This is a genomic window from Leisingera thetidis, assembly GCF_025857195.1.
Taxonomy (GTDB): domain Bacteria; phylum Pseudomonadota; class Alphaproteobacteria; order Rhodobacterales; family Rhodobacteraceae; genus Leisingera; species Leisingera thetidis.
The window spans coordinates 20,265-38,339 of the sequence record NZ_CP109793.1 but is presented as its reverse complement, the minus strand read 5'-3'; the positions used below and the strand labels follow the sequence as shown (position 1 = coordinate 38,339).

Below are 18,075 nucleotides of genomic sequence, written 5' to 3'. Positions count from 1 at the left end.
AAAAGTCGTCCACCTTTGCCCTTCTTTTAACGGAGGGAGGGCGGGAGGATCTTCACCGTGGATTTATATCGCAAGGTTCGACTGGCGTACGCAGAGGGCATGAGCCAGCGTGAAGCGGCGCGGCATTTCGGGATATCTCGTGACAGCGTTCGGAAGATTTTGGCGTTTTCGATTCCGCCTGGCTATCGGCGCTCAGCGCCGATCCGGCGGCCCAAACTGGATGGGTTCACCGGAATCATCGATCAATGGCTTTCAGAAGACCGGGAGAGACCACGCAAGCAGCGGCATACGGCCAAGCGGATTTTCGAGCGGCTTCGCGACGAGCATGGCTTCGAGGGCGGCTATGCCATCATCAAGGACTATGTAAGGGAGCACGGTCGGCGGCATCGCGAAGTGTTCGTTCCTCTGACGCACGCGCCAGGCCCTGCTCAAGCCGATTTCGGCGAGGCAGTGGTAGTGATCGGCGGTGTTAAACAGAAGACCCATTTCTTTGCCCTGGATCTGCCGCACAGCGATGCTTGCTACATCCGGGCCTATCCGGCGGCGACAGCGGAAGCCTGGATGGATGGCCACGTCCATGCCTTTGGGTTCTTCGGGGCCGTTCCGCAGTCGATCCTGTACGACAACGACCGGTGCCTTGTGGCGAAGATCGAGCCTGACGGAACCCGCAAGCGCGCGCGGCTGTTCAGCGAGATGCTGTCCCACTACGTGATCCGGGACCGCTACGGGCTTTGTCAGGTTGCTGACGCCGCATCGGCTGGGTAGTTCTCTGTCATGCTGAACATCGAAGATTTGTCCCGGATCAAAGGCTTCCGGTTTCCACGGAGCGTGATTGGTTACGCCGTTTGGGCCTACCATCGGTTCGCTCTGAGCCTGCGCGACGTTGAGGATCTGTTGGCGGAACGCGGTGTCTCAGTTTCGTACGAGACGATCCGTGACTGGGTGAACCGGTTCGGGCATCAGTTTGCCGCAAAGATCCGCCGGGACCGTTCAGCGCCGGCGGACAAATGGCATCTCGATGAAGTCGTGATCCGGATCAAGGGCCGGAGCCACTGGCTTTGGCGGGCCGTTGACGCCAAGGGCGATGTGCTCGAAATCCTGATCCAGTCGCGCCGCAACAAGGCCGCCGCCCACCGTTTTTTGCGGAAACTGTTGATTTCCGCTGAGATCTGACCCGGGACAGGCGAAAGTTTTCATCGAGAATTGACCCATGTGTGACCGTGCCCCTGGCTTTTATCGGCAGGGGTTATTGGAGTGATCGACATGGCATTTTTGAGTGTGATCCGACGCTGGGCGCTTCGGGATCAGATGTCTATTCGGGAGATAGCGAGGCGAACGGGCCTCTCCCGCAACACCATTCGCAAGTATTTACGTTCGGGAGCTGTTGAGCCTCGGTTTCATGTCCCGCAGCGTCCGAGCAAGCTGGACCCTTTCGCGGACAAGCTGTCTGCTTGGCTTGCCGCGGAATTGCGCAAACCCCCGCAAGCAGCGGCGCACGGTCAAGCAGCTGCATGCGGACCTGGCGGCTCTTGGCTTTACCGGCTCGTACGGGCGGGTGGCGGCCTTCGCGCGGGCATGGCGCGCGGAACGTCAGCGCATTCAGCAGTCGACAGGCCGCGGGACGTTTGTTCCTCTGGCGTTTCAGCCGGGCGAAGCCTTCCAATTCGACTGGAGCGAAGACTGGGCGATCCTCGGTGGAGAGCGCACCAAGCTCCAGGTTGCCCATATCAAGCTGTCGCACAGCCGGGCCTTCCTGGTCCGGGCCTACCTTCTGCAAACCCATGAGATGCTGTTTGACGCGCATTGGCATGCGTTCCGGGTCTTCGGCGGCGTGCCCCAGCGCGGGATTTATGACAATATGCGCACAGCGGTTGACCGGGTCGGCAAAGGCAAGAACCGCCAGATCAATGCGCGCTTCCTGGCAATGGCCAGCCACTATGTCTTCGAGCCGGAATTCTGCAACCCGGCGGCGGGGTGGGAGAAAGGCCAAGTCGAGAAGAATGTCCGGGATTCCCGCCACCGGCTCTGGCAGCCGGTGCCGAACCATCCAGACCTGGCGGCCTTGAATGCTTGGCTGGAGGGCCGCTGCATAGAGCTTTGGAGCGAGATCCCGCACGGCTCGCGCCCGGGCTCCGTCGCTGACGTCTGGGCCGAGGAGACGTCCGTGCTGATGCCGTCTCCTCCAGCCTTCGACGGCTTTGTCGAACAGAGCAAACGTGTATCCCCAACCTGTCTGATCACCTTTGAGCGGAACCGTTACAGCGTCCCCGCCTCTTTTGCGAACCGGCCTGTCAGCTTGAGGGTCTATCCGGAACGGATCGTGGTCGCCGCAGAGGGGCAGATTCTTTGCGAACACCATAGGGTTATCGAGAGATCGCATAGCGCGCCGGGAAAAACGGTCTACGACTGGCGGCATTACCTGGCAGTTGTGCAGCGAAAGCCCGGAGCGCTGCGCAATGGAGCCCCCTTCACGGAAATGCCCCAAGCCTTCCGGTCGCTCCAGACACTGATGCTCAAGCGCCCGGGCGGTGACAGGGAAATGGCGGATGTCTTGTCTCTCGTTTTGCACCACGACGAGCAGGCCGTCCTCCAAGCTGTAGAGCTCGCTTTGGAAGCCGGTGTGCCGACCAAGACGCATGTGCTGAACCTCCTGCACCGGTTGGTTGATGGGAAGCCGCTTGCGGCGCCGGAGGTGGAGACCCCGCAGGCCTTGACGCTGCACAAGGAGCCCAAGGCCGACGTCCATCGCTATGATGGTTTGCGCAGCCATGCCCGCGAGGGGGAGAACCGCCATGCGTCATGACCCAGCCGGCGCCGCAATCGTCATCATGCTGCGCAGTCTCAAGATGTACGGGATGTCCCAGGCCGTCACCGACCTGATGGAGCAGGGCTCGCCAGCCTTCGATGCCGCCCAGCCGATGCTGGCTCAGCTGCTGAAGGCTGAAATGGCCGAGCGCGAAGTGCGGTCTATCGCCTACCACATGAAGGTGGCCCGCTTTCCGGCCTACAAGGACCTATCCGGGTTTGATTTTGCATCCAGTGAGGTGAACGAGGCCCCTGGTCCGCCAGCTGCACCGCTGCGAATTCCTCGATGGTGCTCACAATATCGTCCTGATCGGCGGGCCGGGAACGGGGAAAAGCCATATTGCCACCGCCATCGGCGTTCAGGCCATCGAGCACCACCGCAAGAAGGTCCGCTTCTTCTCAACCGTTGAGCTGGTCAACGCCCTTGAACAGGAAAAGGCCGCAGGCAAGGCGCAGCTATGGCTGAATCTGGTGTTTGGGCGGTTTGAAAGCTGGCGGTGCATCTGGTTGGTTTGATGTCGCCAAACAAACCACCAACCATCGAGGACGCACCACCATGAATGACGCTACCATCATCGAATTTGCCGGTCGAGACACCGTGTCGGACCCGCTGACGGATCTTCTGCGCAAGGGCGCGCGGGAGCTTCTGCAAACGGCGGTCGAGGCGGAGCTGGACGCTTTTCCTGGCCGAATTTGCGAAACACCGCACCCCGGAGGGCCGGGCCGCGGTTGTTCGGAACGGACACCACCCCGAACGCGCCGTGCAGACCGGGATCGGCCCGGTCACGGTGCAGATCCCGAAGGTGCGCTCGAAGACGGGCGCGCCTGTGGCGTTCCGCTCGGCGCTGGTCCCGCCTTACGTCCGCAAGGCGAAGTCGATCGAGGCGGCGCTGCCCTGGCTGTACCTCAAGGGCATCTCTACGGGCGAGATGGGCGCAGCACTCAAGGCGCTCCTGGGCCCGGACGCGACCGGCTTCTCGGCCAAGACAGTGGCGCGGCTGAAGGCGCAATGGGCGGAGGAGTACGACGCCTGGCGCAAGGCCGATCTTGGCCGTGATGAATGGGTCTATGTCTGGGCCGACGGGATCTACAGCGGCTTGCGCGGCACAGATGACCGGCTCTGCGCCCTGGTCGTGATCGGCGTCAATGCGCGCGGCGAGAAGCATTTCCTGGCCATCGAGGACGGCGTGCGGGAAAGCACCCAAAGCTGGCGCGAGGTCCTGCTGGGGCTCAAAAGCCGCGGCCTCAACGCTCCGAAACTGGCGGTCGGCGACGGGGCCATGGGATTTTGGGCGGCTCTTGAGGAAGTCTATCCCTCCACCCGGCAACAGCGCTGCTGGGTGCATAAGACGGGCAACGTTCTGAACTATCTGCCAAAGCGCAGTCAGCCCAAGGCAAAGAAGGCGCTGCACGACATCTGGCAGGCCGAGACCCGTGAAGATGCCCGCAAGGAGTTTGACTTGTTCGTCGGCACCTACGAAGCGAAATACCCCAAGGCGGTCGAATGCCTGGTCAAGGACCGCGACGAACTGCTGACCTTCTACGACTTCCCCGCCCAGCACTGGCAGAGCATCAGGACGTCAAATCCCATCGAGAGCGCGTTCGCCACCATCCGCCACCGCACGAAACGCACCAAGGGATGCCTGAGCCGGGACGGGATGCTCCACATGATGTTCAAGCTCGGCCAATGCGCTGAGAAAAGCTGGCGCAAGCTGCGCGGCTTCGCTCATCTCGCAGACGTCATCGAAGGCGTCGATTTCATCAACGGCATCAAGCCATCAACACAAGATCAGGCCGCCGCTTGATGACCGCCCAAACACCAGATTTGACAATAGCTCGGCAAGGCGGGCAAGATTGCCGAAAGCCTGGTGAGAGCCGATTTGGTCATCCTTGATGAGCTAGGCTACCTGCCATTCAGTGCATCCGGAGGCGCATTGCTCTTCCACCTGCTGAGCAAGCTGTACGAGCGCACCAGCGTGATCATCACGACAAACCTCAGCTTCAGCGAATGGGCCGCCGTCTTCGGGGATGCCAAGATGACCACGGCGCTCCTCGACCGGCTCACCCACCGCTGCCACATCCTGGAAACCGGAAACGACAGCTACCGCTTCAAAGCCAGTTCCGCCGCCGCAAAATCAGAACAGGAGGGAAAGAGCCGTTGACCCAGACATAACCACCAGAACATAACTATCAGGCGGGTCAGTTCTCGATGAAAATCCCGGGTCAGATCTCAGCGGAAATCAACACCATGCCCGTCTCGCGCGTGCCGGAACTTCTGCCCTGGAACTGGAAAGCCCGTGAGGGCGTTACTGCGGCGGCCGCGTGAACAACCGTTGAAACAGGGCTTTTGAGCGCTGTAGCCCTTCATCGGTCAGCACTACAGATTTGGCCCGGTTAACCGGGTCATGGATCAAACCCTTCCGATGCAATCGATCCAGTGCCGACCAGTCCATTCCCTTCCAGGCGCGACACTCATCATGCAGCGTCAACCAGAGCAGTCCCAGAACCGCGTCGTCAACCTTGTCCTCGTCGATCTCCATGAACAACGGGTATCACATCACAGAGCCAATGGGACCGCGGTCTTCGCCGGAGCCTTACGGTCTATCTAGACTACGTAACGCTCCAAAGGTCTATCTAGATTAAGCCTCTGTGGGCGCCTTATGGCGCCCACTCTCCTATTTCGGATTACTCTGAACCCAGTCCTGCACGTCGCCGTCATAAAACCACTCTTGAGTGGGGGTGGGCAATGTGGCCCCGTGGCCGATGGCAACAATCCGGCACGAACGCTGTTTGCAAATTTCCTCATCGGCATACGCCTTAGCTTCGTCCAGTGTTCTGCAACCCTTCGCGACAAGAGCGCCGTCAACAAACAATTGGTAAATCAAATACGTTCCTCCTTACTTGGATACCGATTGTCCGCATCTTGGACAGACAGGCTTCATCGCTTTTATTGCCTCCTTGAGGCTACAATGAGGTGTTGCGTAGTGCGTGCCACCCTCGAACCCCAACAGGCTATAATCTTCTTAGGGCGTTGAAAATGGAGCATCATTTTCCTTGATTAGGATTTCACCCTTGTGGCCACAGGCGCACTTAAGATCAAACCTCACTCTGTTTGCCATGCCATTGCTCCTTACTTGGATTTTGCGCTGGCGTCTTCGCCCTCAAAAAAAAACTGCTTCGGAAGCACCAAACACTCTTGCCCGCCCCCGCAGCTAGGACAAACAAAGACCGCGCACCCATTATAGCTCTGAAGCGCCTCGTATCTGGTCGGCACCGCCTCCACATGGCCGCATTCACACTCGAACTCTGTCACGTTCGTCATGCATTGCACTCCTATCCAGACCAGCCGTACTTTCGGCACCAATCCTCACCTGCAGCGATACCTTCGACGCGGCTGGTATAGCCTTGGGGCAACACAACCTTTATGCCTCTAAAGCACACAGTCACAGTTCCCGTTAGCTCATCGTAGCTAATCGACATCCCATCCTCATACGGCATCGCGCCTCCTCCTTTGATGCATGTGGCCAGTAACTGATCAACAACCCCGACAATTCCCCGTTAAAGACGAAAACCTTGCCATAACGTCAGCTTCCCCCCTTTCCCTTGCCCGCTGCAGCAAGCTTCTGTCGATGATAGGTGGGATCCTGGGTGATACCCTTCCGACCAAATTCATCTTCGCAGCACGCTCAGTTGCAACGGCTTGCAGAAGGGACCGCGGTCGCCAGCAGAAAAGTAGTCCGGCTTTGAATAAGCGCTTTGATCGGCCGGCAGGTTCTTCCGGTTGGCGTCGTATTGTAATCAAAAACGCACCGCGCCACATTGAACCGATTAAGCCCTTAGGTCCGATGTGAAATACCGTGCGAATAAGAACTTCAACAACTGGCATTGCCAAATTCGGTCACCCTGACCTTGGCACATAAATGGCGAGAAAAGCGTTCACCGCCAGTTCCGCGCGCTTTGCAGCCTCGGCGGCACTGGACTGGCCTGCGGTGGCAAGCAGCCTGTCCACCATCAAGCCGGAAAAGCTGAGCTGAATGAACTGCTCTGCCGCTGCAGCCGCGCAGTCAAGCAAAAGCGCCCCGCTTTGGGCTTGTCGTTCCAGGTATCGTTCAATAAGGCCGCGGGCGAAGCCGGGGCCCGCAGCATGGAACGCTTGGGCGATCTTCGGTTGGCGATGCGCTTCGGCAATGCAGATACGGTAAAGCGACAGAAAGTCTTCATCGAGCGTAAAGTTAATCAAGCGGGCAGCCAGTTTATTCAGGGTCAGCCGCATGTCATCGCAATCGGAAACGATTCCTTCAACATCACTCATCAGTTTTTTGCAGTCTCGTTCAACAATCGCCGTGAACAATGCTTCCTTGCTGTCGTGGTAAGCATAGATGGTGGCCTTGGACACACCGGCGGTGTCAGCAATCTCGTCCATGCTCGCCCCAGCGTAACCGCGCGCAAAGAAAACCGCACGGCCCCCATCCAGAACGGCTTTCCGCTTTCTGAATACCATATTGCTTCTGTCCACTCGAACTCAACGGCCTAAGGGGATGGCGAGTGGCCTGGCTGGACACTTGGCCACGTCTTTTCCATGATGCCTTGTTTGTTACCCCAGCACCAGCAGCGTGCACTCACCACAAAGCCCGGGGTACATGCAATCCTCTCACAGCTCGAATTATCTACGCACCAGATTTCTAGCCTAGCGCGCATTAGCGATCAGGGCTGCTGATTTCCAGGCAAGCGAGCGCTAACCCAACCGCCATCCCCCTTTTCTTGAGACCGGATTGCTGGGCAGGCGGCGATGACTACGGTGCGCTGACACCGCCCACCGCTCCCCTGCCCTGTCAACTAAAGCATCCAATCCGCACAACTCACGCGGATTTCGTCACTCTCAAAAACCGGCCCTCAGGTGAGAAAATACAGTCAAGCTCGGTGGCGGCAACCATTCCGCCTCCCGGGAGCCCGGGTGGCATCAGCGCACGTGCCCTAGTTACTGAACGGCCTGATTGGCCACGCCCAGCAAGGTACGCCCCCATGCCGTGACACGGTAAACAGTTGAACCGGCATCGCCCGCAGGATCCCGGCCGCGTTCAATTAAGCCGTTCTCTAGTAAAGTCCTGATTGATGCAGGCATCCGATCTGGTTGAACGCTGAACTCCAGCCCTCTCCCATAAATGAAACGCAGAACCTGCCGCTCGTGCTCTGTCATTCAGACGGCCCTCTTCAAGATACATACTCAGTTGCTTCTGTGGCGCTGCGGAAGGTAATCTCACCTTGGTTCTGCAACATAAATAGCTCATTGAACCGAAATGCATGCTTCCTGTTGCAGCCCGGCTTACCTGACCATAACCTGCGCGAGTATCTGCGTGTGTAGCTCAACGGTTAGAGCAGAGCGCTCATAACGCTTTGGTTGGGGGTTCAAATCCCTCCACACGCACCAGAGCCCGCGTGGTGGAATAGGTAGACACCGGAGACTTAAAATCTCCTGGCCACATGGCCGTGCCGGTTCGAGTCCGGCCGCGGGCACCATATTTTCCATGAAAAATACATAAAACCATCATCTTGACTGACTACCACCTTCGCTGGCCCCACTAGAAGTCCCACTTACGAGTTTTGATACCTCAGCATTCCGAGGCCATCCGTAAGGACAGCAATCCCCTCCACGTTTCGAGGCATTTGTCCTAGTGGTCAGGCAAGCACTGCCTGTCAGCGTTAGGTAAGATTCACGGAAATAACCTGTTCTCAAACTGCCTCATCTCCGCGAGACTGCGAGTAATTTATTGTGAGGCCTTTCATGAAGAATGTAATTTGCGGGATTTCAGCGATTGCTCTGTGCTTGGGTGCTGCGCTGCCAGGTGCAGCAGGGCAGCAACCGCATCAAACGTCGCCAAGCCCGGCAGAGACTTTTTGGAGCACAGTCAACCAGCAGCGCGAGGGAACTGTGTACCTCGCTGCCTGCTGCAAGGTGTGCCGAAAAGGGAAAGCCTGCGGCAATAGCTGCATCTCGAGGTCGTACACCTGCCACAAGGGTAAGGGATGCGCTTGCAATGGTTAGCGCCGGATGGAAAGGAGTAAATTCCCCTCAAATCCCGCGGGTCCCTTAACGGAAAATAGACCCTGTCTGTGCAAACATCCGGGCCAAGTTGAGTTAACATGGAACCGAGAAGTTGTCGAAGTTCAGCATCATTCAGGGGCAAAGCGCAACACTGCCAAACGGTGAGCGCATCAGCACCAAAGACCTCCCCCCCCCGCCCAAACCGCCCGCTGGGTCGCATCCCGCAAGGCTGCCGTTGCAAAGGCGGTTATTTCCGGTCTGATTGAAGAGGGTGAGGCCATTGCCCGCTACCAGCTTTCCAAAGAAGAATTGAAGGGGTGGGTTTCGGCTTATCAACGGAACGGCGAGGTAGACTTGAGAGTTACCCGGCGTAACAAGCAGGAGACCTCCGAGAACTTGCTGTGTTGCCTGACGCGAGCCCTTTGAACGGCCTGATGTGTCCGCTGCCGCGGTTGAGCTTGAGAGGATGAGTTGTTTTTTCAGCCCTTGGGTGTCAGGCGGGCGCACTTCGGCTGAGCAGCCACCGCAATCGCCCCATGTTGTAGACCATGTTGGCAAGCGTGATCGTCGCCTTGGCGCGGGCTAGGCCGATGGTGCGTATGAAGAGACCCATGCGATCCTTCTGGTGCCCGAAGACATGCTCGACCTTTGAGCGGACGACGGCCTTCCGGCCGTTCGCCCGGGATGTTGGTTTCGACATGGGGCGGCCTCGGGGCTTCTTGCGATGGATTTCGCTCACCATGCCGTTGGCGTCGAGCCAGGCTTCGTTCTCGGCGGACCGGTAGACGGTATCCGCCCAGACCCGGCGCCCCGTGTTGGCTGTCTGGATCAGACCTTCGCGCAGGCGGGCGCCATCATGCTGAGCCGCGTCGGTGATGATCTGACGGCGGATGATCCCGTTCTGGCGATCGATGGAGATATGGCTCTTGTAGCCGAAGGTCGGGATGGCGAGGTCCACGGGCTTGCTACCGTCGGCTCGCGTCTTGGCCTTGGAATACTTGACGGTCCAGCGCGCATTGGTGTCTTTCTGCGCCGCCTTCGCAGGCTTGTCCGACCAAATCTCCTGCGCGGTCTTGCCCGACTTGATGGCTGCTTTTTTCGCCATCCGAGTTGCGCTGGCGGGGGGCCGCAATGAGGCTGGCATCGATGATTTGCCCGGCGCGCGGAATGAAACCCGCTTGGTTGATTGCGCGGTCTAGTTCTTGGAAAAGCTCATCGAGGGCACCGGCCTTGATGAGCGCCTCACGAAAATCCCAAAGGGTGTTTGCATCCGGCACGGTGTCGGCGATGCCGAGCCCGCAGAACCGCATCCAGCTCAACCTGTCTCGGACCATCCGTTCGGTCGCATCAAGGCTGAGGCCGTGAAGGCTCTGCAGCACCAGCATCCGGAACTTCAGCACCACGTCCAGCGAGGGGCGGCCCCCTTTCGGACTACGAGGCCTGCCAGCCGAGCGCTCCAGGATTGGCCGAAAACGTTCGAAATCTACCGTGGCATTCAGGGTCTCAAGCGGGTCACCACCCGCCGAGATTGCCGCCAACCGGTCATCGACACTCCAGAACCCTGCTTGCTGCGCCATGATCCCCTCCACCCAACAGGAACAGTGAATCACGCCATCCGCGTATCGGCCAGAAGTTTTCGGAGGCCTCCAGCATTGAACCATCGAAAGGCCTTGCTGGCCTGCGGGCCTTTCGATGGTTCAATGCGCTGTGCGTGCGGCTGTGGCGCCGCATGCCCTTACAGGTGCACCTTGCAAAAACGCCCTGCGGGTCTTGTGTTAAGTTGTTGTCATTTCGACCTCCTGGTTGGTCTTGTAGTTGCGTTGACTTGATTGCCGAAACGTCAGCTCAAAGCTGACCGGCGGCGGTTTGGGTGCAGTGATGTATGTCGGCTGCGGGCGAGGACGCTGCCACATGGCGGGCGCCTTTTAATCTGCCGCATCTCTAGCCCACCGCCCGGCATGAAGAACGACAGGTCCAGGATCGGTACGCCTTGCTTCCGAACGACGCATGTCGCCAAGCCGGTTGCACCAACTTTTGTGGCTCCGTTTCCCGGCGTCGGTCCTGGCATTTGCCCCTCCTGCCGCAAGTCAAATCAAAGTCTGCTTTGCATACAGCATGATAACCCGTTTATGTGTTGGGAAGTAGAGGCGCTTGCCTCCTGAAAAAGCCTGAAATCCACTGGTCCCAAATGCTCTCGAACGCACTCATCGCAAACACGGTTTTCGCAGTCTTTCTTGCTGCCTTGTCGGCATGCAACTTAACCGAGGACGATGCCAACACACTCACTGGCCCTGTAACCCACGTCCGGGACGGTGACACGATTGAGGTGTCTGGCGTACCCGTGCGGCTGCAAGGGCTGAATTGCAACGAGCGCGGAACAGCTCTCGGAGAGAGCGCAACCGCCGCTGTCACGCGGCTTGTGCATCAGGGGCCTGTCTCCTGCGCTCTGACGGGCGAAAAGACCCATGACAGAGAGGTTGGCCGCTGCAGCTTGCCTGATGGGCGTGACATTGGTGCTGTGCTGATTTCTGAGGGACAGTGCGGGCGTTGCGAGCGCTACGACCCGCAGGGGGTCTATATCGAGCCTCAGCGGCACGCAGGGCCATTCAAGGGGCGGACGCCAGGGTATTGCGGATCCTGAACACTTCCCCTCACATTTGCCGCCTGCCCCGTTTTGGTGCTGACAGCACTTGTTACTAAAAAGGGATACCTTCGGATAGACTTGTCTCTTTACTCCCACCTGCCTCGGCCGAAGTTGGTAGGCGCCTTCATCCTACTGGTTTTCGGGTTGAACACACAAAGCCTGGACTTGTACGAACTTCCAATCTTGTCAAAGCCGGCTTCGACTACGATCCGGCCATCTTTCTCCCAGCGGTCGACAGCGAAAGAACCAAATCCGCCTAAGCTCCTGTCCTCTTCAAACCATGATACGCAGTTGTTCTCCGCCTGGACAGCAAGATCACTCTTCTCTTTTGACTACCTGGCATAAAGGCCGCCCCCGACTGCAAGACCCATCACCAGCCCAGCCGCTAGATAACTCGGATCGAGCTCTAACAGTAATTGAATCGTCACATTTCACTATTCCCATTGGGGTAGTGTGCATTCCTCAGGCGGCCACTTCTTGGATTGTGTCCTCATGCTACGCCGCCCTAACGGCAAAGTAGTTCCCCCCTGCCCTACTTCCACTACAAGAACTTCGTAACAAAGCAGACCGACTGGGACAGAAGGGGCACCGTAAAGTTTGTGTGGTTGCAGCAGGTTACGTGGCACGACATCGCTCAACTCGAAGCCGTCTGAACATAAAAAAACCAGCCCGGATTTTGCGCCTCGTCGGTTAACTTTTCGGTGCCCAAGCGGCGGATGCAGTGAAGAAATCCGACAAGATGGTACAAGTAGTGAAGAAAAACGACATGCAGTGAAGGTTTTCTTCACGGGTGATCTTGCCACGAAGGTGAAGAAAATCTAAGCGTTTTCTCAGTCAGTGACTGATTTCGAGGCCCGGTGATGAATTTCTATGGACGGAAACTTCCCGGCCCAGGCCGGATTGCAGGATATGGCTGGCTGGTCAGCGAGCTCGGCCTTCGCGTGCCCATGCCACGCCGCCTGTCTCTTGTCTCCGATCGCCACGAACGACGATCCGAGCCTGAGTGGGAGATATTCCGATCGCAGCAATGGCCAGGTGAGACCATGTTCGATCATCTTATGTTTGCCATCAAGAACGAAGGCATTGATCTGTGGGTCATGCATGAGACCACCAGGGTTGCGGACTCTTCCGAAATCTCCCGGGCCTTGGCGGGAGCGACTGGCCTCTTTGCGCGTCGGCTTTGGTTCTTCTGGGAATGGCTGACGGACGAGAAGCTGGACCTGCCCGATCTGGGGAAGGTGAAGTATGAGCCAGCGCTCGACCCAGACATCTATTTCACCATAAACTCCGGAGAGCGATCGGCGCGCCACAAAATCATCGACAACCTGCCTGGCACTCCGGCCTTTTGTCCGCTCGTGCAGAGGTCTTCGAGGCTCAACCAACTGATCGCGCTTCAATTGCCGGCTCGGGCAAGGGAGGTTACCGAAAAGGCGCCCCAACATATCGTGTCGCGCGCCGCGGCCTTCTTGCTGCTGGACGATTCCAAGGCCTCCTTTGCGATCGAGCAGGAGAAGCCCGGCCCCCAGCGTGCCGCCCGCTGGGCGCGTGCGATCGGAGAGGCAGGAAGCCATCAGCTATCGAACGGCGAGCTTGAGCGCCTCCAACAGATTGTCTTGAAAGATGCGCGCTTCGTGAAGATGGGTGTTCGAAAGGAGGGCGGATTTATTGGTGGTCACACCCGTGACGGAAAGTTCCCGGAACCGGTGCATATCAGCGCCCGGCATGAGGATCTGGCAGACCTTTTGGACGGAATTGCGCTCTATGAAGCCCGGGCTCTCAAGGGCGGCGTTGATCCGATGGTGGTGGCGGCCGCGGTGGCGTTTGGCTTTGTCTATATCCACCCCTTCGAGGATGGGAACGGTCGTCTTCACCGGTATCTGCTGCACCATGTCTTGGCCCGTGGCGGGTTCAATCCAGCGGGCCTGGTCTTCCCGATCAGCGTCGTGGTTTACCGGCGCATCGAGGAATACAGCGAAGTCCTAAAGTCCGTGTCGGGGCCGATGATGGAGTTCATCGACTGGAAGCCCACTGCCCAAGGTAATGTGAAGGTCCTGTCAGACACGGCGGTATTTTACCGCTTCTTCGACAGCACCATGCATGCCGAGTTCGTCGCCGATTGCGTCAGAGAAACGGTTGAACAGGATCTCCCCAAAGAAATCGACTACATCGAGCGCTATGACCGGTTCAAATCCAGTGTCGATGAGATACTGGATTTGCCGGCACGCATGGTGGATCTGCTGCGAGGATTTCTGGAACAAGGCAATGGTAAGCTATCCAGGCGCGCCTTGCGCAAGGAATTCTCGGCACTAACCGAAGAGGAAGTCGTCCTCATCGAAGAGGCCTACGAAGCAGCCTGGTCTTCCGAGTGAATTCCTCCACCCCAGCACAGACTATCTAGATCTGCACGACCGGGCTACAAACTAGTTTCATGTTTCTTTTCCTGAACCGCTCGGTTCCCCGTGCGGTTCAGACGGGCTTGGATGCTGTATGTGCCTCTGCACGGGTCCATTGCATTAACCATCGAGATGTCAGTGACATCGTTGCCCTAGCTGAGGAGTGAGCGATGTCCCGGCGCAATCCGTTCAAGCGGCACCGGTTTCCGCGCGAGGTCATCCTGCTGGCGGTGCGCTGGTACTGCCGCTACCCGCTGTCGTGCCGGGACGTACGGGATATGCTTGCTGAGCGGGGCGTTGCAGTTGATGCCTCGACGGTTCACCGATGGGTGTAAAGTTTGGTCCCGAAATCCGGAAGCGGGCCCAAGCCCGACACCGCTCCTGCCGCGGACTGCAAGGGCATTTCTGCGCCAAGCGCGGGACACCGTGCGCTGTTATCAGCCGCTTACAATCGTCACCGACAAGGCGCACAGCTATGCAAAGGTGATCGGCGAGATCAACGGCCGCCTCGGGCCTGAAAATGCTATCCGCAACGTTGACCGCAAGTATTTGAGCAATCGAATCGAGAGTGATCATGCCGCACTGAAGCAGCGATTGCGTCCCATTCGCGGGTTCCAGACGCTGGCCGGAGCCAAGGCCGCGCTCGCTGGCATCGAAACCTTCCGCACCATTCGAAAAGGCCAATTTGAGAATTGTGAAACCGGGGTGATCAACGAGATCACCTTCATCTCCAAACTGTTCCAGAAGGCTGCGTGACAGGCGAGCACAGCCGGCGATAAACACACCCCTCTGCCGTTATAACAACGGACCCGGAAATCCTGACCATAGGACGATGGTAACAGCTTGACCGCCTCCGGGGGAAACCGGCCCGGAAGAATTCTTTCAAACAGTGTCGGGCATAGGGCCAGCGCTTGCTGGCAGATTCACCGGACAGTTCGACGCCCAGACGCTGGAGGACTTGGAAATTGCTTTGCGAGATTCCAGGATGAAAGTCTCCGGTCTCGGCCCGCGACGCCGCAGTGCAATTCTTGCCGCACTGTCCGACCCGCTTGAAGCAATCCGCCGGATCAGGACTCCGCGCCGCGGCGTGCACGAACCTCCAGTTCAGCTGCTACTTGAAGCAGATGCCATTTACCGGGAAAAGCTGCGCAAGATAGCGCCGCGCCGTTTCAACCCTGCAGAAGAGGCCTGGCTGCCCGTCCTCCACCTCACGTGCGGCGGCTGGCATTTGACCTTACTGTTTTCCAACTCTGCGCGAGCATGCGCTTGGGCGGACCGCGGACTGGGTGCTTGTCTTCTGCAACTTCAAGGATGAGCCCGAAATGCAATTCGCCGTGGTGACACAGCGGCAGGGGTGTCGGAAGGCCGCCGAGTGGTGAGAGGCCGTGAAAGCGAATGGGCCCGCTATTGGACCGGCCTGCCGGTGCTAAAATGACAGCTTGCACCGATTTAAGCCCATTAACCGCCATCAATGCACCGGAGACAGGCGCGTGGTCAAATATCTGCAATGGTCTCCGCGGCGGCGCAGCACGGGTGTGTGGAGCGGTATCCCGGATGCGGCCCAGGCACACCTTCGTGCGGCTGACACCCGGTGGTCCAGCCTTCATCTGAAAAAAGGGAGAAAACTCATGGCCTCGGAAATCAAGCTGAAACCTGATGCAGTAAAACGGCCTGCGGCCCAGCGGGACGCCGAAAAAGCGGGTGTGGCGCCCGGCCCTGGCCGCCGCCGCTTCCTGAAAACCGCAGGCCTGGCTGGCCTTGGCGCCGTGGCAGGCATGGCGGTTCCGTTTCACCGCAACCTTCCGAACGGGTTTTTCCCGGCCGCGATGGCCAGCGAAAACGGGCTGGCGGGCAAGGACGGTCTCACCCTGCTGAATGACCGCCCGCTGAATGCCGAGACGCCGCCGGAGCTGCTGGATGACCCAATCACCCCGACAGAACGCCATTTCATCCGCAACAACGGGCTCGCGCCAGATGACACAAGCCCCGAAGGCTGGATGCTGTCGGTTGACGGCTTCGTAGACAGCCCGCTGGAACTTTCGATTGCGGACCTCAGAGACCGCTTCGAAGTGGTCACGCTGGCGCTGACTCTGGAATGCGGCGGCAACGGGCGGGCCTTCTTCGACCCGCCGGCCAGCGGCAACCAGTGGACCTACGGCGCGGTAGCCTGCTCGGAATGGACCGGGGTGCGGCTGCGCGATGTGCTGCAGGCGGCTGGCGTCCAGGACAACGTGGTCTATACCGCGCACTACGGGGCGGACGGGCATCTTTCTGGCGATCCGGACAAGCTGCCGATCTCGCGCGGGCTGCCGATTGCCAAGGCACTGACGGACAACGTGCTGATCGCCTTTGCGATGAACGGGGTGGACCTGCACCCGATGAACGGTGCCCCGCTGCGGCTGGTGGTGCCGGGCTGGCCCGGCTCCTGCTCGCAGAAATGGCTGACCCGGATCGAGCTGCGCGACCAGGTGCATGACGGTCCCAAGATGACCGGCACTTCCTACCGCGTGCCCGCGTACCCGGTGGCCCCGGGCGACGACGTGCCCAAGGAGGATTTCCGGATTATCGAGCGGATGCCGGTAAAATCGCTGATCACCTTCCCCGCCAACGGCGCCGCGTCCGGGATGGAGACAGAGGTGCGCGGCCACGCCTGGTCCGGCGACCGCACGGTGGACCGGCTCGACATCTCCTATGACTTCGGGGCCAGCTGGCAGGCAGCAGAGCTGGACCCGCCGGTCAATGAAGGCGCCTGGCAGAACTGGCGCAGCACCGTGCGCTTCCCGGTTGCCGGCTATTACGAGATCTGGGCCCGCGCCATCGACAGCGCCGACGAAATGCAGCGTTTCGCCATCGACTGGAATCCCAAGGGCTATCTGAACAACCGGATGCACCGTGTCGGCCTGCGGGTCAGCTGATGCCCGGGCATCCGGCATCAGGGATGGGCTCTCGCCAAGCTCGGCTCAGGCTTGCAGCCGCCTGTGCCGCCCTGTGCAGCGCGCTTTCACAGGCACAGGCCCAAGTTTCTGAGGACAGCGAATTCGGCCAGCTGGTCGCGGCAGAGGGAGCGGAGGAAACCTACTATGCCTGTACCGCCTGCCATTCCGAGATGATCGTCGCCCAGCAGGGCAAGACGCGCGAAGGCTGGAGCGGTTTGCTGGACTGGATGACCGAGGAGCAGGGCATGTCCGAACTCGACCCTGACGAGCGAAGGATCATCCTGGATTACCTCTCTGCCCACTACAACACGGACCGGCCAAATTTCCCGCTCCGCTGAGAGCGACCCAGCAGCAAGGAGTAAAGCGATGACAATCAAATCCCTGGCGGTTGCGCTGTTTTCGGCAAAAGAGGCGCAGTGGCTCATCCCTGCAGCCGCGGATATGGCCAGCCGCACCGGCGCCCATCTGACCGGCGTACTGCCGATGGAAGCCCAGGTACCCTTTGCCGGCACCGAAGGCAGTCTTGTAAGCTATGGCGCGGCATTCATCCCCGAATGGCAGCGGCAGGAAGCAGTGGCAATCGCCGAGGCCTTTCAGGCTGCCGTGGCGGGGCGGGATTTCCTGTCCGATTTCCGCCAGCAGCCGCTGGGCAGCGAAAGCGCGGAGAACTTTCTGCTCGAGAATGTGGCCGCTGCGGACCTTGTGCTGGCGGGGCAATGCCCGAAGAAGGGCTCGAGGCACAGCAATCGGCAGTTGCAGGAACAGCTGATCCGCCATTCCGGGCGCCCAGTTCTGATCCTCCCGGACGGCTGGCCCCCCGCCCCCATCGGCACAAACATCCTGATCGGCTGGAGCAATACCCGCGAGGCTATCCGCGCCGCTCACTATGCCCGCGCTCTGGCGCAGCCCGGTGCCAGTATTTCGATCCTCCACATCGGCGACGGCGGCCTTGGGCTCGCCTGCCGCGAGGACATAGCTGCGGCTTTTGACAGGCACGGGCATGCCGTGACCCTGATCGACCGCGAGCGGACCGCGCTGGACACCGGCTCCATGCTGGTCAAGGTGGCGGTGGAATGCGGCGCCGACATGCTGGCGGCGGGCGCCTTCGGGCATTCCTGGGCCTATGACTTCGTGATCGGTGCCGCCACGCGCGAACTGCTGGAACGTTCGAAGCTGCCGGTCCTGTTTTCCAAGTAAGCCACGGACCGGACCGGCTGGCGGGGCACCCAGGCGCCCCGCTCGTCACACAAATTC

The 18,075-nt window shown here is 59.4% G+C and carries 10 protein-coding genes, 2 tRNA genes and 8 pseudogenes; 15 read left to right on the top strand and 5 right to left on the bottom strand.

Annotated elements, in window-relative coordinates:
* Positions 1-57 precede the first annotated feature (57 nt).
* The 6 pseudogenes from istA (OKQ63_RS25500) to OKQ63_RS25475 form a co-directional block, all read left to right on the top strand.
* Positions 58-726: pseudogene (istA, locus tag OKQ63_RS25500) on the top strand (IS21 family transposase); the annotation flags it as partial.
* A 48-nt stretch (positions 727-774) separates the two neighbouring features.
* Positions 775-1,155 (top strand): annotated as a pseudogene (locus OKQ63_RS25495) (IS6 family transposase); the annotation flags it as partial.
* 108 nt (positions 1,156-1,263) lie between these two features.
* Positions 1,264-2,803, top strand: a pseudogene (gene istA / locus OKQ63_RS25490) (IS21 family transposase).
* A pseudogene (locus OKQ63_RS25485) lies at positions 2,793-3,255 on the top strand (ATP-binding protein); the annotation flags it as partial. The pseudogenes istA (OKQ63_RS25490) and OKQ63_RS25485, both read left to right, overlap by 11 nt.
* Positions 3,256-3,361: 106 nt before the next feature.
* Positions 3,362-4,610, top strand: a pseudogene (locus tag OKQ63_RS25480) (IS256 family transposase).
* 33 nt (positions 4,611-4,643) lie between these two features.
* A pseudogene (locus OKQ63_RS25475) lies at positions 4,644-4,967 on the top strand (ATP-binding protein); the annotation flags it as partial.
* Positions 4,968-5,111: 144 nt separating this feature from the next.
* Here the strand turns inward: OKQ63_RS25475 and OKQ63_RS25470 are convergent.
* The 4 genes from OKQ63_RS25470 to OKQ63_RS25455 all read right to left on the bottom strand — a co-directional run bounded on the left by OKQ63_RS25470 (position 5,112) and on the right by OKQ63_RS25455 (position 8,002).
* Positions 5,112-5,345: a DUF6429 family protein gene (locus tag OKQ63_RS25470; protein WP_264214751.1), complete on the bottom strand. Its 234-nt coding sequence runs from the start codon at positions 5,343-5,345 to the stop codon at positions 5,112-5,114.
* Between the two features lie 135 nt (positions 5,346-5,480).
* Entirely contained in the window at positions 5,481-5,690 is a 210-nt protein-coding gene (locus OKQ63_RS25465; RefSeq protein ID WP_264214750.1) for a hypothetical protein, read from the bottom strand.
* Positions 5,691-6,703: 1,013 nt separating this feature from the next.
* Complete coding sequence (locus tag OKQ63_RS25460) at positions 6,704-7,306, bottom strand: TetR/AcrR family transcriptional regulator (RefSeq protein ID WP_264214749.1); 603 nt, start codon at positions 7,304-7,306, stop codon at positions 6,704-6,706.
* Between the two features lie 477 nt (positions 7,307-7,783).
* Positions 7,784-8,002 (bottom strand): hypothetical protein, encoded by a 219-nt coding sequence (locus tag OKQ63_RS25455; protein WP_264214748.1) that lies wholly within the window; start codon positions 8,000-8,002, stop codon positions 7,784-7,786.
* Positions 8,003-8,157: 155 nt separating this feature from the next.
* Here OKQ63_RS25455 and OKQ63_RS25450 point away from each other — a divergent pair.
* From OKQ63_RS25450 to OKQ63_RS26215, 3 genes are all read left to right on the top strand, one after another.
* Positions 8,158-8,233, top strand: a tRNA-Ile gene (locus tag OKQ63_RS25450).
* Positions 8,234-8,235: 2 nt separating this feature from the next.
* A tRNA-Leu gene (locus tag OKQ63_RS25445) sits at positions 8,236-8,322 on the top strand.
* Between the two features lie 775 nt (positions 8,323-9,097).
* Positions 9,098-9,274 (top strand): DUF1153 domain-containing protein, encoded by a 177-nt coding sequence (locus tag OKQ63_RS26215; RefSeq protein WP_350356327.1) that lies wholly within the window; start codon positions 9,098-9,100, stop codon positions 9,272-9,274.
* A 67-nt stretch (positions 9,275-9,341) separates the two neighbouring features.
* Here the strand turns inward: OKQ63_RS26215 and OKQ63_RS25435 are convergent.
* A pseudogene (locus OKQ63_RS25435) lies at positions 9,342-10,425 on the bottom strand (IS5 family transposase).
* A gap of 2,110 nt (positions 10,426-12,535) precedes the next feature.
* On the opposite strand from OKQ63_RS25435, the gene OKQ63_RS25430 reads away from it, so the two are divergent.
* The 6 genes and pseudogenes from OKQ63_RS25430 (at position 12,536) to OKQ63_RS25405 (ending at position 18,018) form a co-directional block, all read left to right on the top strand.
* Positions 12,536-13,861, top strand: a complete 1,326-nt coding sequence (locus OKQ63_RS25430; RefSeq protein WP_264214747.1) for a Fic family protein — start codon at positions 12,536-12,538, stop codon at positions 13,859-13,861.
* Positions 13,862-14,055: 194 nt separating this feature from the next.
* Positions 14,056-14,217: pseudogene (locus OKQ63_RS25425) on the top strand (IS6 family transposase); the annotation flags it as partial.
* A gap of 94 nt (positions 14,218-14,311) precedes the next feature.
* Positions 14,312-14,641, top strand: coding sequence for a DDE-type integrase/transposase/recombinase (locus tag OKQ63_RS25420; RefSeq protein ID WP_264214745.1), 330 nt, complete (start codon positions 14,312-14,314; stop codon positions 14,639-14,641).
* Positions 14,642-15,513: 872 nt separating this feature from the next.
* Complete coding sequence (locus OKQ63_RS25415) at positions 15,514-16,800, top strand: sulfite oxidase (RefSeq protein ID WP_264214744.1); 1,287 nt, start codon at positions 15,514-15,516, stop codon at positions 16,798-16,800.
* Positions 16,801-16,823: 23 nt separating this feature from the next.
* Complete coding sequence (locus OKQ63_RS25410; RefSeq protein ID WP_264214743.1) at positions 16,824-17,159, top strand: aldehyde dehydrogenase; 336 nt, start codon at positions 16,824-16,826, stop codon at positions 17,157-17,159.
* Positions 17,160-17,187: 28 nt separating this feature from the next.
* Complete coding sequence (locus OKQ63_RS25405; protein WP_264214742.1) at positions 17,188-18,018, top strand: universal stress protein; 831 nt, start codon at positions 17,188-17,190, stop codon at positions 18,016-18,018.
* Positions 18,019-18,075: the final 57 nt, after the last annotated feature.